At 49.2% G+C, this 13,387-nt stretch carries 16 protein-coding genes; 12 read left to right on the top strand and 4 right to left on the bottom strand.

Annotation, left to right across the window (positions count from 1 at the left end; all coding sequences use genetic code 11):
- The first annotated feature begins 375 nt into the window (after positions 1-375).
- Positions 376-633, top strand: a complete 258-nt coding sequence (locus tag JR346_RS01400; protein WP_205482648.1) for a hypothetical protein — start codon at positions 376-378, stop codon at positions 631-633.
- On the opposite strand, the gene JR346_RS01395 is transcribed toward JR346_RS01400, so the two are convergent.
- The 3 genes from JR346_RS01395 to JR346_RS01385 form a co-directional block, all read right to left on the bottom strand.
- Positions 630-1,505 carry a hypothetical protein gene (locus tag JR346_RS01395; protein WP_205482647.1) on the bottom strand — a complete coding sequence of 292 codons (876 nt, stop codon included), beginning with the start codon at positions 1,503-1,505 and terminating at the stop codon, positions 630-632. The genes JR346_RS01400 and JR346_RS01395 overlap by 4 nt on opposite strands.
- Before the next feature lie 66 nt (positions 1,506-1,571).
- Positions 1,572-2,081: an asparaginase domain-containing protein gene (locus JR346_RS01390; protein WP_205482646.1), complete on the bottom strand. Its 510-nt coding sequence runs from the start codon at positions 2,079-2,081 to the stop codon at positions 1,572-1,574.
- 81 nt (positions 2,082-2,162) lie between these two features.
- Complete coding sequence (locus JR346_RS01385) at positions 2,163-2,918, bottom strand: MOSC domain-containing protein (protein ID WP_205482645.1); 756 nt, start codon at positions 2,916-2,918, stop codon at positions 2,163-2,165.
- A 298-nt stretch (positions 2,919-3,216) separates the two neighbouring features.
- On the opposite strand from JR346_RS01385, the gene JR346_RS01380 reads away from it, so the two are divergent.
- From JR346_RS01380 to JR346_RS01330, 11 genes are all read left to right on the top strand, one after another.
- Positions 3,217-3,570, top strand: coding sequence for a hypothetical protein (locus tag JR346_RS01380; RefSeq protein WP_205482644.1), 354 nt, complete (start codon positions 3,217-3,219; stop codon positions 3,568-3,570).
- 126 nt (positions 3,571-3,696) lie between these two features.
- Positions 3,697-3,954, top strand: a complete 258-nt coding sequence (locus JR346_RS01375) for a hypothetical protein (RefSeq protein WP_205482643.1) — start codon at positions 3,697-3,699, stop codon at positions 3,952-3,954.
- Between the two features lie 441 nt (positions 3,955-4,395).
- On the top strand, positions 4,396-5,196 hold the full coding sequence (locus tag JR346_RS10455) for a tyrosine-type recombinase/integrase (protein ID WP_205482642.1): 801 nt from the start codon (positions 4,396-4,398) through the stop codon (positions 5,194-5,196).
- 199 nt (positions 5,197-5,395) lie between these two features.
- A complete protein-coding gene (locus tag JR346_RS01365) occupies positions 5,396-6,475 on the top strand; it encodes a hypothetical protein (protein ID WP_205482641.1) in 1,080 nt (359 codons plus the stop codon).
- Between the two features lie 92 nt (positions 6,476-6,567).
- Positions 6,568-7,326, top strand: a complete 759-nt coding sequence (locus JR346_RS01360; protein WP_205482640.1) for a hypothetical protein — start codon at positions 6,568-6,570, stop codon at positions 7,324-7,326.
- A 161-nt stretch (positions 7,327-7,487) separates the two neighbouring features.
- Positions 7,488-7,814, top strand: coding sequence for an adenine-specific methyltransferase EcoRI family protein (locus JR346_RS01355; RefSeq protein WP_205482639.1), 327 nt, complete (start codon positions 7,488-7,490; stop codon positions 7,812-7,814).
- Positions 7,811-8,533: an adenine-specific methyltransferase EcoRI family protein gene (locus JR346_RS10565; protein WP_205483795.1), complete on the top strand. Its 723-nt coding sequence runs from the start codon at positions 7,811-7,813 to the stop codon at positions 8,531-8,533. Before JR346_RS01355 ends, JR346_RS10565 begins: the two co-directional genes overlap by 4 nt.
- A 4-nt stretch (positions 8,534-8,537) precedes the next feature.
- Entirely contained in the window at positions 8,538-9,668 is a 1,131-nt protein-coding gene (locus tag JR346_RS01345; RefSeq protein WP_205482638.1) for a DUF262 domain-containing protein, read from the top strand.
- A 484-nt stretch (positions 9,669-10,152) separates the two neighbouring features.
- Positions 10,153-10,344 carry a hypothetical protein gene (locus JR346_RS01340; RefSeq protein ID WP_205482637.1) on the top strand — a complete coding sequence of 64 codons (192 nt, stop codon included), beginning with the start codon at positions 10,153-10,155 and terminating at the stop codon, positions 10,342-10,344.
- A gap of 274 nt (positions 10,345-10,618) precedes the next feature.
- Positions 10,619-11,251 (top strand): hypothetical protein, encoded by a 633-nt coding sequence (locus JR346_RS01335; RefSeq protein ID WP_205482636.1) that lies wholly within the window; start codon positions 10,619-10,621, stop codon positions 11,249-11,251.
- 452 nt (positions 11,252-11,703) lie between these two features.
- A complete protein-coding gene (locus tag JR346_RS01330; RefSeq protein ID WP_205482635.1) occupies positions 11,704-12,195 on the top strand; it encodes a hypothetical protein in 492 nt (163 codons plus the stop codon).
- A gap of 291 nt (positions 12,196-12,486) precedes the next feature.
- Here JR346_RS01330 and JR346_RS01325 read toward each other — a convergent pair whose 3' ends face one another.
- The gene (locus JR346_RS01325; protein ID WP_205482634.1) at positions 12,487-13,302 is read right to left on the bottom strand and encodes a DUF3800 domain-containing protein; all 816 of its coding nucleotides are present in this window, start codon (positions 13,300-13,302) and stop codon (positions 12,487-12,489) included.
- Between the last annotated feature and the right edge of the window lie 85 nt (positions 13,303-13,387).

The following is a 13,387-nucleotide window of genomic DNA, read 5'->3' as shown; positions in this document are numbered from 1 at the left end:
TGCACCGTGACTTGCCCCAACGCACCACATATAGAAAGATCATCTCAAAAGCATCATTCTTTACCTTTTACTAGTTATTTTGCTTCTAGATGGTTCTTACCCGGTGTGGAAAGACATTCATCGCAGGTAGTGTTCGTGGTTCAGATTGCAGCCCCAACGACGCAAGAATTGCCCTTCACTTTGTGGCGGAGGTTTCTCTGCCTGCCGGTATCGGCTCGGATTCTGGTTTTAGCCCAACCTGCACAGCGCTACGAGGAATCAAAGAAGAGCTCAGTCTAAACATTGAGACAGAGCTAGTGGGGTTCACCCCAGCTTACTGGAGTTTTCTTCGGCAGGCACCGCCTGCAGCCGCTTTTTGCCTATGTGGTTCGGTCAATGTTAACCTTCGACGAAATTAGCACGCATATGCAGGCAGCGGTTGTTTTCTGGGAATCAGACGGGCTCATTGGCTACCCCTTTGATGTCTATAATAGTAGCCTTGTTGAGCTTCTCACCGGTGAAATAGATGAATACACTTTCGCATCAAACTATGCCCATGCTCTAGCTTATCCCGCTCTTCTCTACGATTTCAGGATTGAGAGTTTGACACATAGTCTTTCTTACAAAAAGACCGGTCAAAAAGTAGAACTCTAAAAAGCCGAATCTCCCGGTGCGCGGTAGTTTCCTTGGTTTTGGGGTGATTGGTCAGGGCGCTGCGTAGGTGCCTGCGGCACTGCCCCCTGAGAGGAGTGAGGTTCAGAGTGTGAGGTCTGCCAGCTCTGCTGAGACGCAGTGGAACCTTGGTTTGCGGCGGGTGCGTAACCCTGCACAAAGTCGCGGGGCGGCACCGGCTGACCGGATGAACCAGCAGGAGGGTTATAAACCGCGTTATACATCGTCTGATGAGCTAAACGTAGCTTCATCATCTTCTGCTCGCGCATCGCCCGATAGTACTGACTTGAAGGACGCAGTGAGAGAGTAACAATCACAAAGACATAAAGGACTGCTGCCACGATACTCATACCAATAGCGAGCGGATCACTAATCAGTGTCTGAACTTCTCTGAAGTCTTGTACATCGACCTGCGATGCAACACTTTCCATCAAACTGTTCAGCAAAGGCATGAGCAGCAAACCCACCACAGCCGATACGAGGGAGAGGCTTGAGAGCACAATCGCCACAATACGAGCCCACTGCGCGCCTGCCTTCACAAACCACGCCACCACAAAAAACAGAATCACAAAACCCAAGCTGAACAAAGCAGCTGCAATGTTAGTTGCTGTGGTGAAACCACTTCCTAACGTTTCAGATGCCTCACGAGTAGAGGGTAGATTACTGCTAAGAATTACGCCATAAATCTGCTGAGCGCCATACAGAACACCCAACACGCAGATAGCTGTGAAGGCCGCGCGAACAGTACGCGGAACAACGAAGCGACCCTGAGCAGACGCATCCGCGCCCTCCGAAAACTGCTGATTCTGCTCAAAACCCTCAGGCGGTAGAGGGTACTGCGGTGCGCTACTCATAAAATCCTGCTTTCGTTGTGACTTATTAACCATATCCGCTACATTAAGTGATGGGCAATACAAACGCTAAGGGCGGACGCCAAAAATACCGCGAGAACGATCTTTCACCACGGTGGCACCCTTAAAAATCTTGCCCGACATACTCACGTACACGCCTGCGTCCAAAAGATTAAGAGCAGCAACAGCCGCACCCAGGTTAAACCCCGCGTCCGAAACACGCATAGAAGCAGGCTGCATCGCACCGGTAAGAACCACAATCTTGCCTTCAAGACGCGCGTGCTCTAGCAGGTAGCGGGCGGTCTCGGGCATGGTATCAGTGCCGTGGGTGATGATGACATGATCGGTAGCTACGCCTTCGAGTGCATCGACTAACTGCGCACGGTCGGTATCAGTCATATCAAGGCTGTCAACTGCCAGCACTGGAATCAGCTCAAACTCAACGTCGGTCAGTACGGCTGTCAGCAGCTGCGGAACCGAAGGATCACCAATCTCAAGCTCACCGGCTACGGAGTACACCTTGTCGATGGTTCCACCGGTGGTCAGTATGGTAATTTTTTCTACGCTTTTGATAGTCATACCTACTAGTTATACGCCGAGATCCTGACTTAATTGCTCAAATCCTGTTTTAAAACAGGATCTCGACGATTAATCAGGATCTCAACGGAGGGAGGCAAAGACGCCAAAGCAGGGTTCTCCCTTGTCGTTGAGCAGGCGAAAAGACGCGAGGGTTTTCAGGATGCGCGCGTCCTTCTCACCGGTTGCCGGGTTGTAGTCAATGACTGCGCAGCGAGGTACAGGGTTGGCGATGTTGACACTGTAATTGTCTTGGGCAAGTATCCCGCGCTTTGCAGTGAGGTCGAAAGAGCACCCCTGCCAGGTTTCTTCTATAAAAGGCTCACTGGTTTCAACGACCAAGGACGCGCGAAAGCGAGCGTACTGCTGTTCGAAGTTCTCCGCCCCCAAGCGCTGACCTAACTCTTTGAGGGAGGCTGTTCCAATGATGGTGAGAGGACGCCCGTAGACGATATTGCGTTCTGCCCGCGCCAGAAGAACGGGGCGCCCCAGGTAGTAAGTGAAGACTTCAGACAGTTGCCCGGCAATGGGATGAACTGATTCATTACGACCCCAATAATCACAAACAATAACCTCACCGGTCTCAACAAGCGGGGTCGTATAGCTCTTACCATCGGGGAAGGAGACCGTTAGCCTGTTATCGGCAACCTCAGTGATGACTTTTAGCAGGGCGGGGTTCTGCACGGTACGCAACACCCGTTTTTGCACCGGATCAACCAGACACAATTCGCGGTCACCGATTACGCCTTTATCGGTAAGTTCAACCAGGTGACGTGGCTGATGGCTGGTACCCTTCAGATGAGAGAACCCGGCAGAGACAACATGCAGTGTTTCGGTCATGAGTTTTAGTGTACGCGACCACAGGGAGAACCTTTCAAAGTATCTGGCAAAGGTGTTCACAGTGTGTTCACGGGGGCAGTTTTGAGCACAAGAAAACCCCGCGTAGTCCTTGCCTGACTAGGCGAAACGCGGGGTTATTATTTGTGCGCCCTGTGGGGCTCGAACCCACGACCCACGGATACGTCATGTCAACATACATCGCCATACTCAAAACAGCACTCACACTACAATACTCCGAGCTGTTTCAAATACCTGCTAAACGCGCCGTAGAACACACAAAGAAACAAGGTGAATAACCATGCCTTGCAACATCAACACAAAAATCAAAAACAAAAACGAGCTCATCATTCGCATCCTCGAACACGAGGTAGAAGTAATGCGCGCGTACCTCATAGGCGCAAAAAACACCGCCGAAGAAGCCACGCACCGATACCCCAAAACCCTAGAAGACTTCAAAGTCAACGTCGCGCTCCTAGCACTACTCGACGCGGGAATCCTCACTCAAAGAGAACAGACCGCCAAAGACATAGAACTCTACATCGACCACCACAGCACCAAAGACTACAAAAGAATCCATGAATACATCAACCACCCCTATGAAGAAATACTCCATAGCGATGTAGCCCAAGCACTACCCGCCGAAAACGCATAATGTTTGTCTATTACCTCATCATCAGCGTAGTGATCATAATCAACCTCAACGCAGCGCTATTGCTTTTCCTCTATCTCAACTACCGCAAAGATTCCTTACCTCACCGTCAGCACCGAAAGAGCCCTCATGTCTAATACCAAGTACACCCTCACGCTTACCCGTCACCCCAAGCACTACTACTCACGGCTAGATTCCACCGCGCCTGACCTCTTCACAGCAAGGATTACTGACCCGGTAACTGGTAAGTACCTCGCAGATATAGCCTTCTTATCAGACGATAACTACCGCTATATCCTAGAAATTACACTTGAAAAAAATGGGTATGCACTCTGCCCTGACCAACCAGATAAGCAGAAGAATATCTTTACCGTCACTAGAATCTAAAGCATAAAAGACTTACTACTATGTCAAATTCATACCCAAACACCGGACATGAAATGGTCATCCGCCTCACCAGCTTCGGATTCGACGTCAGACGAACAAAAGGCGGTCACTACAAAGCAACTCACACAAGTCACCCGGATAAACCAGCAATACACTTCTCAGCAACCCCGAGCGACCGAAGATGGTCACGCAACACTGCTTCTTGGATCAGACGCACCTACGGCATAAGTATCAAAGACGCAGCAGCCAAGAAAACCTCATAATTTTGCATGCGCCTACATTCAAAGACAGATAAGGCAGACCCGAGCCAAGAACCAAAAAGGCTGGAGCTAACGAAGGATACGAAATATCCCAGTTGGCTCCAGCCAATTTTATTTTTCTCAATCTAAGACCACACCAGCGGTCAAATCATCATTATCTGACAAAACAGGGAAAAAGGCAATGCAAAACTGGGAAATACAAATCTCGCTCTTCACACGCTGGCTCCAAGCAGCAGGACGCACAGAATCAACCATCAAAACCCGTCTTTACTGGCTGAACGTCCTCCAACACAGCTACCCCAATCATGACTGGGAAACACTCACTCATGAAGAACTCAGCATCTGGCTTTCAAACCCAAACTGGCAACCAGCCACACGCAAAGCAGCACTAGCCAGCGTCCGCCGCTTCTACCACTACCTAGAAATCACCGGGAGCAGATTAGATAATCCAACCAAACTACTTTTATCAATCAAAACCCCGCGCTATAAAGCCAGACCAATACCAGATGAAACGGTAGCCCAAGCGATAGCCAAAGCCACAACCTCAGCAGAAACACTCATGATTCTTCTAGCAGCATATGCCGGTCTTAGAAGAACAGAGATAGCTTCTTTGCACACCAGCAACTACATAGATGGGTGGCTTAAAGTAAAAGGTAAAGGTGGCATCACCAGAGTCATCCCAGTCCATGGATCTCTCAAACCTCTTTTAGAACTCAAAAGCAATGGATACTACTTCCCAGGACGCTTCAAAGGGCACCGTTCCAGCGACAACGTCGCCAAAACCATTAAAAAGATGATTGGCCCTGCATACACTCCTCACCAACTTCGCCACTGGTTTGCAACAAAGGCTTACGCCGCTACAGGGGATATCCGCGCGGTGCAAGACCTCTTAGGGCACGCAGACATTGTAACTACCCAGCTGTATATCGGTATCTCTGAGCAATCTTTAGTAAATGCTGTGAAACTTCTACCAACAATATAGAACAACACAATAACACAGCACTGAACAGTATTGTTTGATACAAAACAATACTGTTCAGTGTTGTTCTGTTTACAGGCTACCTTGTTCCACAAAAAGAGCAGTTCTCAGTAGATAAACGTAGATGACACCGCGAGCTCTCAAAGAGATATCACGGCAGCTTCATCCTAAGACGAAACATTCGAGAGAAAGAGAACTGACGATGAGTTCCAAGAAAGCATGGGCGGCTTCGGCAGCTGGAGCAGCCCTTATTGCATCAGCTTTTACCCCTTCGTATGCAGCTGAGGATTCCCCCGAGAATCTTCCCGTTACTGCTACTACTGAAATTGCAGCTGAAGCTAATAACGAGAAGCCTGAGGAATCTGCTGAGCAGCCAGTTGACCTTGAAGTTAAGCCTCTAGACCCGGCACCAGCCGAACCAAAGGCACCAGCAGAACCAGCAGAGCCCGAAACACCAGCTGAACCTGATACAGACGATTCAGAGCCAATTGATCTTGAAGTTAAGCCTCTAGACCCGGCACCAGCTGACCCCGAAACACCAGCCGAACCTGAAACACCAGCCGAACCTGATACAGACGATTCCAAACCAACACACCTTGAGGTTAAGCCACTAAACCCGGCTCCCTCTGCACCAACTGACCCCGAAACACCAGCAGAGCCTAAAACGCCAGAAGCTGAAGAAAGCTCGCGACCAGCTCCTACCGATACCAAGCCTCTTGCTACTCCCAGTCCAGCTAAAACAACACCCACTGAACCCGAGACACCAGCAAAGTCTAAAAAACCAGCAGAACCAGCACCCATCACCGAGGCGCTACTAACTGCTGCTAACCCCGAGCAGGAACTAGCAACCGACCCCACCGGACAGACCTATATCGCGCCCATCGGTGAAGTCACCGAGAATAAAGTTATCGACCAAGCCACCGGCGCACAGCAGGTGAGCACAACCTATCGCGATACTGCAACCGGCAATACCGTCAATACCCAATACACCACCGACCCCGTAAAAGGTGAAACGAAAGTTGTAGAACGTGTAACAGATGCAGCTACTGGTAAGACCACTACCACCGAACGCAAAGTACCCGCTGCAACATTCAAGGCAGGCGGCGGAGCAAAAATTACCGCAGAGGAAATTGAGGTACTCCCCCAAACCACGATGAAGACCAGTCTCTTCTACGGACTGGCAGGCTTCCTCGCAGGTTGTGCCACCACCATTGCCGGATTCATCTTCTTGCATTTCAGCAAAGCACACAAAAACAAAAACCAGACCAGCACCTCAAATTAATAACTAGCCGAGCCGGTATGAGCACACCTCAGGTGCGCATACCGGCTCTATTATTCTTTAACCCCACATCCCAGAGAAACCAAGCCCGCAGCATGAGCAAGAAAAAACTCTACATAGCATCAGCCCTCTCCTTACTAGCAGCCTTAACCTCCATTATTTTGCTAGTCCTAGCCCCCATCCCCACCCCCACAACATTGCAGTCCACTCCTACTGTAGCCACAGCACCAGAACCGGATACCGAATACGAAAAAGTACAATGCCAAGCCCCGTCTATTGGTTCCCTGCCCGAGCTTGAACCCAACACTTGGAGTATCCCAGCCATAAACGCCCAGGCACGCTTCGCCGTAAGCTCCACGCTACCGGCCGATGCTGATACCAATGATGGAATACTTTATGCACCCAGTGAAGAGATACATTCCACTCAAGGAGCAAGCCTTATCGCAGGTCACGTAGATTACTCACCAGGGGTACTCAGCGAAGAAGGAGGAGAACTCACCAACTGGGGAAACCTCAACGAAGCCAATCCCTGCAGTATTGCCTACGTTTCCGACCAAGAAGGAAAAGTAAAACCCTATCTTGTAGCGACAAAGAAAGTATCACCGCAGTACGACCCTGCTCTCGAAGCCTATGTAGAGGCCAATCCACACGATACTCAAGCGAAAAAGAAGCTAGAGGAACAGAACCGCACCGTACAAGAACTTTTTCGCTCAACAGGCCCCTACAGCATTTATCTACTGACCTGCTCAGGACCAGCCGTAGCTGATGTAGGCGGGTCTTTCCAATTCCGGTATCAAGATAATCTCTATCTTTCTCTTATCCCCTTTGAACAGGTGGAAACAACGTATCTATAACCCTTTAGATAAGCCGAAGTTCGAGTGTGAAAACCTCTCCCATAAAGGGAGGGGAGGAAAGTCAGGCTGCCTGACTAGCTATAAGCAAGAATGGGCTAGGAATCGTATATATGAGATAGAATCAGATGGTTTACCCCCCACACGTCTTAGGAGAGTGTTCTATGGCAGGAAAACAGTCCTTATCTCGTGCAAACGCACAGAAAAAAGATGAGTTCTATACCCAGATAGAAGATATTGAAGAAGAGCTTAGGCACTACCGATCAGAGTTCGCCGGAAAAACGGTTCTTTGCAACTGCGATGATCCCTACGAAAGTAACTTCTTCAAATATTTCGCGATGAACTTTGAGCACCTGAAACTCAAGAAACTTATCGCCACTAGCTATGCTGATAGCCCTATCGCTTACCAACAGCTAGATCTTCTTAAGAGAGAGAGAGAGAGAGAGAGAGAGAGAGCTCCTCACCTTCTAGAGCCTACAAAGTCGAAATAACCCACATCCCCGACAGCAACAAAACCGGCACCCAAGACCTAGCAGACGTTGAAGCTCTCCTCACCTCAGATAAGAACGTCATCACCCTGCTACAAGGCAATGGAGATTTCCGCTCCCCTGAATGTATCAAAGCACTGCAAGAAGCTGACATCGTTGTCAGCAACCCACCCTTTTCGCTCTTCAGAGACTACATTCATACTCTTATCTCCCACGAGAAAAAATTTCTTGTCCTCGGCAACCAAAACGCCATCACCTACAAGGAAATCTACCCTCTCATCAAAGCAAACAAACTCTGGCTCGGCTACAACAACGGCGGCACAAAATGGTTCCAAGTCCCCGATGACTACACCCACACCACAACCAAAAGCCGCATCAAAGTAGAAAATGGCAAACGCTATCTCTCCATGGGCAGTGTCTACTGGTTCACCAATCTCGACACCACAAAACGCCACGAAGAACTCACCCTCGTCAAACGCTACACCCCCGAAGAATACCCTACCTACGATAATGACGAAGCTATCGAAGTAGCTCGATACAACGAAATACCCGACGGTTACGCCGGAACCATGGGAGTCCCCCTCACCTACCTCCAGTACTACAACCCCGAACAGTTCGAAATCGTTAAATTCCGCAAAGGCAATGACGGCAAAGATCTCACAATAAACGGGCACAGCAAGTACTTCCGGATTGTCATCCGAAACAAAAACTTAGAGAGGTAGACCGATGGATATTACCCATGAAGAACTCACCATCCGAGACATCGTGAAAGGCTACAACGATAGCCAAGAACTAGGCGTAAACGCCATGGACGGAAAACTCGATATTCGCCCCAAATACCAACGCGAGTTTGTCTATGACCCCAAACAGCGCGAAGCCGTTATCCAGACCATCCGGCAAGACTTCCCCCTAAACATCATGTACTGGGCCGTAAATGTGGATGATACGGGAAAAGAAACATACGAAGTGCTTGATGGACAACAACGCACCATCAGTTTCTGTCAGTATATTTCAGGAGACTTCTCTATTGACGTAGACGGCTACCGAAAGGCATTCCATAACCTTACCAAGGACCAAAAAGAGCAGATTCTTAACTACAAGCTCATGGTCTACAAATGCACTGGAACAGAATCAGAAAAGCTCAAGTGGTTTAAAACCATAAACATTGCAGGGGAAAAGCTCACCGACCAAGAGCTGCGTAATGCTGTCTACACTGGAACCTGGCTCACAGATGCAAAAGCTAAATTTTCCAGACCGAAACAAGCAGCACACCTACTAGCAACTAACTACGTCACGGCAGACCCTAAACGTCAGCAGCTTTTAGAAACAGCCCTCGCATGGAAATCAAATGGTGCTATTGAACAATATATGTCAGATCATCAGCACGACTTGAATGCTCAAGAGCTCTGGAGTTATTTCAGAGAAGTCATAGAATGGGCGCAAAGAACATTCCCCAAAAAACGGAAAGAGCTTAAAAATGTCCATTGGGGCGTCCTATACGACCAGTTCAAAGATGAGCAGCTAAACCCTGACGAGCTTGAAACCAGGGTGAAAGAACTAATGATCGATGATGACGTAACGAAGAAACCAGGTATCTACCCCTTCGTGCTCACTGGAGATGAAAAATTCCTCAATATCAGGGCTTTTTCACCACAGCAAAAAACCGAAGCATATGAGCGCCAAAATAGTTGCTGTGCTTATGCCGGTATATCCTGCGCTGAGGAGTCAAATCATGTGTTCGAAATTGAAGAGATGGAAGCAGACCATATAACGCCTTGGTCAGAAGGTGGAAAAACCTCATCTGATAACTGCCAAATGCTTTGTATAACCTGCAACCGAACCAAAGGCAACAGATAAAAAGGTAAATCTGAATCTGGTGAAGACATAAAATCTTTAGGCACAAAAACAGCCCCGGTGTCGCTGAGCTGCTCCCCATCTATCGGTGTTTATTTTGTTAGTCCAACAGATGGGGAACAGTTCACTTTTTCCAAGTCCGGTATCAAGATAATCTCTATCTATCGCTTACGCCCCTAGAGCAAGCACTCTAAGATGTGGCATATGACCCTACAGTGCTCAAGCGTCATTTTTGTAGTTGTTTCTATTCCTCTGATGCGGATGCGGTGGCGGCGAGCTTACTTGATTAGGCTGGGCAAAGAAAAAGCTGCCCACAGCTCCTGAGGGGGGGGGAGCGGTGGGCAGGTTTATTTTTGAAAGTTTTTTGGTTTGGGCTTGCACCACCCACTAAACATGATATATAGTAATAAGTGTCAGGGAGAGGAAAACCCCGACCAGCCCCACACCAAAAGGTGAGGGACAAGCACAAACCGAAAAGGAAACCTACATGGAAACCCGAATTGAAACTACGATTGCGGAACTCACCGACTTCTTAGCACCGGCAGAACCTCCCGTCGATGAAGAGACAATTGAGTATATGGCTGAACAATTGGTAGAGCATGGACTGACTCTCGAAACTTGCTCTGTAGACCAGCTCAATAACTTGATGTGCGGTGAAGACATCAACGCCTGGCGCTAAAGGAAAAACCGCCCCGGCAACCACTTCGGTTGCCGGGGCACTGTGTTAACTTGCGCCCATGCCAAGGTGTCGATTCAGCTCTCCAGCATGTGCTTCAAAATGGTTTGAGAGTGGATTCCCCGCCCCTCGCGGGCATAGTAATTGACGACAACTGGACATAATCACCCGAACAGCTTCCAGTACAACGCGTCCCTAAAAGAACCCATCATTCATGTAAATTTATAAGTGTCTGGGAGAGGGAAACCCGACAACCCACACCGAAAAGGAAACCACCATGACAGAGCAATACCTATCCTCAATACAAGCTGCACAACACGCAGGAATCAAACCAGCCACCCTCATCAGCCGCCTACGCACCTACCCCCTACCGGCGCTAGTGAAAATCTCAGGAAGCCAAAAACACGGGGTAGGCTACAGCAAAGAGCAAATCGAGTGGTACATGCAAGCCTGGCAAACCCGCAAAAAACTCACCTCATGGTCCACACCATGGGACGGGCAGGATCCAACCCTGTACGTAGGGGCGAAAGAAATCGTGACGAGAGCCGGTCGTAAAAATGCCGGGTCATGGGCTGAGCAAGTGGGTAAAAAATTTGGTTTAGCACCAGATATCAGAGTCAATCAGGTCAAGGGCTGGACACCTGAGAACGCCGCGCGACTCGTGGAAATCATTGCAAGCGCGACAACGCCTGGGGCTTATTCTCATAAGGTGGGGCTTGTAAGCAAGCCGGGTATCGCTAAAATGCTCGGGGTTTCACGAGATACAGTCTATGGGTATAAGCTGCCTGAGCCTGATTTTGAGGTGATGACAGGGGCGGAGCCTATCCCGGTGTGGTGGGTAGCCAGAATTGAGCGGTGGCATAAGTCGCGGCGGCATTTGCAAAAGACCCGCGATATTGATTTTGAGTGAAAAAAGATGCGCCGCCTGCAAATAAGGAAAATGGCAGGCGACGCGGTTATCCCCGTCTACGCGGGGAGCACGTCCCGAAAAGGACATTTACTAGCATAGCAGAGAGGATTAGGGGTTATGGTGGAGCTTTTTACGGGCACGACAGCTGCTTTGGTGGCTGGGTATTCTAACGGGTCGAGTTTTAAGTATGCGCGGGAGCGGTATCCTATCCCCGATGAGGGGTATGTGGTCAATGGTAAGCCTGCGTGGACGCGGGCGCATTTGGAGGCGTGGCGGGCTTCTATTCCGGGGGCTGGTGTGAGGGGGAAATAATTTTTGAAAGTTTTTTGGTTTGGGCTTACACCACCTACTGAATATAATGTATAGTAATAAGTGTCAGGGAGAGGAAAACCCCGACCAGCCCCAAAGCCAAGAAGGCAAGGGGACAAGCACAAACCGAAAAGGAAATCATCATGGAATTACGTTTCGAGGACGGTTACGGCACCTACTACATGTTTGAGGGACACCACGAAAATTACTTCGACAAGTTCCTCAAAGCTGAAACTTTCAACGCCGAGATGGACTATGTGGCTAACCATTTGGCAGATAAACTCGTGCATGAATACGCACGCGCTCGGGAAGAATACCCCAACTTCCCCAACCCTCCACGCGACTTCCTACTGGAACAAATCAAGCGTGTTATGCCTTTCTTCTGGGTCAATGAACCCGGTAATGAAGAACTCCTAGCGGTACAGGGGCTAACCGCCCGAAAGCGTACCAAGACCAAAGTTTTTAAGGATTGCACTTTTGCTGTTGCCCTCTCAACGGTGCTTGGTGCGCCTCAGATGAAAACCCCTCCCCGCGGTCGCGATGATTTTCTAACAACTGATGTGGTCTACGACATTATGAAAGATGTGAGATTGACTTTTAAGCGAATGAATGGTCTAGTTTCGACTTATTATTAAATAAAACCGCCCCGCACAACCGTTTTGGTCGCGCGGGGCATCGTTTCTAAGATTGTGCATAGTCTTCGCTCAGGTAAACACCCTCACCCACACCGGGGGCAGGAGCGGCGCTTGACGGGGTATAAACCGCCGGGCAGATCGCACCCCTGAACTCGCCCCCAGCCAGCGATACAGTCAGAAAATCATATTGAACTCTGGGAGCGTACATGCAATAATAGGGAGCGTAGGACTCCCAAAGCAACGGGACTCCCACATTGCCCTAACCCCCGCTTCTAGCGGGGGTTTTGTGCGTCACCGAGGCCATATCCTCCCACGACCTTCTGAAGGACTATAGATCAATCGGGAATGATCAAAAATATCCCATAGTTTACGCTTCTCCAAGCCTGCTCTCTTATCACTTTCAACGACGGTACGCAGCCTATTGAAGATATACGTGACCATATCTGAGGCTTGAAGAAGTCTGTGATTTTGGGAATCCACAAAGCGAAGCTCAGGGTTAATCCCCTCCAGCCGGTTCGGTTTATACCCGTATGTTCCTTCTGTCCGATACCTCGAAAAGTTGCTACGGCTTGTCTCAGCGCTATGGTGCTCATCAGCAATGACTTGAAGTAAGTTATCCGGCGTCCCATAGTGGTTGATCTGTTCAAACAGGTGACTAAAGGCACGTTCGCGAGGACTCAAGTGCGCATTGGCTACGGGGTGAAGTTGTGCATAGTGGATACCTTCGACGAAGACTCTCGCCCCAGCCTCATGGATTGCAGTGAATACTCTCCGAAACATCGCTAGCTTCGCACGAATAGCCACCTTTTTCCATGGGCCATATCCATTCATCATCTCGCTACCGTGAAACTCGGTATTTGGAGTCAGAGACGAGAAGCGTTGAGAGAACTCTTCCATGATGCTATCCATTGCAGCGGTTATCTGTTGAACTTGCGAGGCAGAAGCAATTACTGCGCCCATAAAGTAGTGGGTCTTATCGCGCTCTGACTCATCAATGAAAGCAAAGATCTCTTCCATATCAGAGCTAGAACGCGTGCTGCATCTTTTAGTCAGCGAGCAGTCGCAGCTCTTGAAACTGTGTTCTTCAGCAAGGTAGTAATAATGCAAATTTCACTCATCTCTTAGGCGAATGACATCATTCTACAGAGCGTGGTTGCTGTTAGGAATCTGCCCCGTGAACGGGGCAGAGGAA

The organism is Rothia sp. ZJ932, assembly GCF_016924835.1.
Taxonomy (GTDB): Bacteria; Actinomycetota; Actinomycetes; order Actinomycetales; family Micrococcaceae; genus Rothia.
Note: the sequence above shows the minus strand (reverse complement) of the source record. Positions and strands in the feature narration are given on the sequence as shown.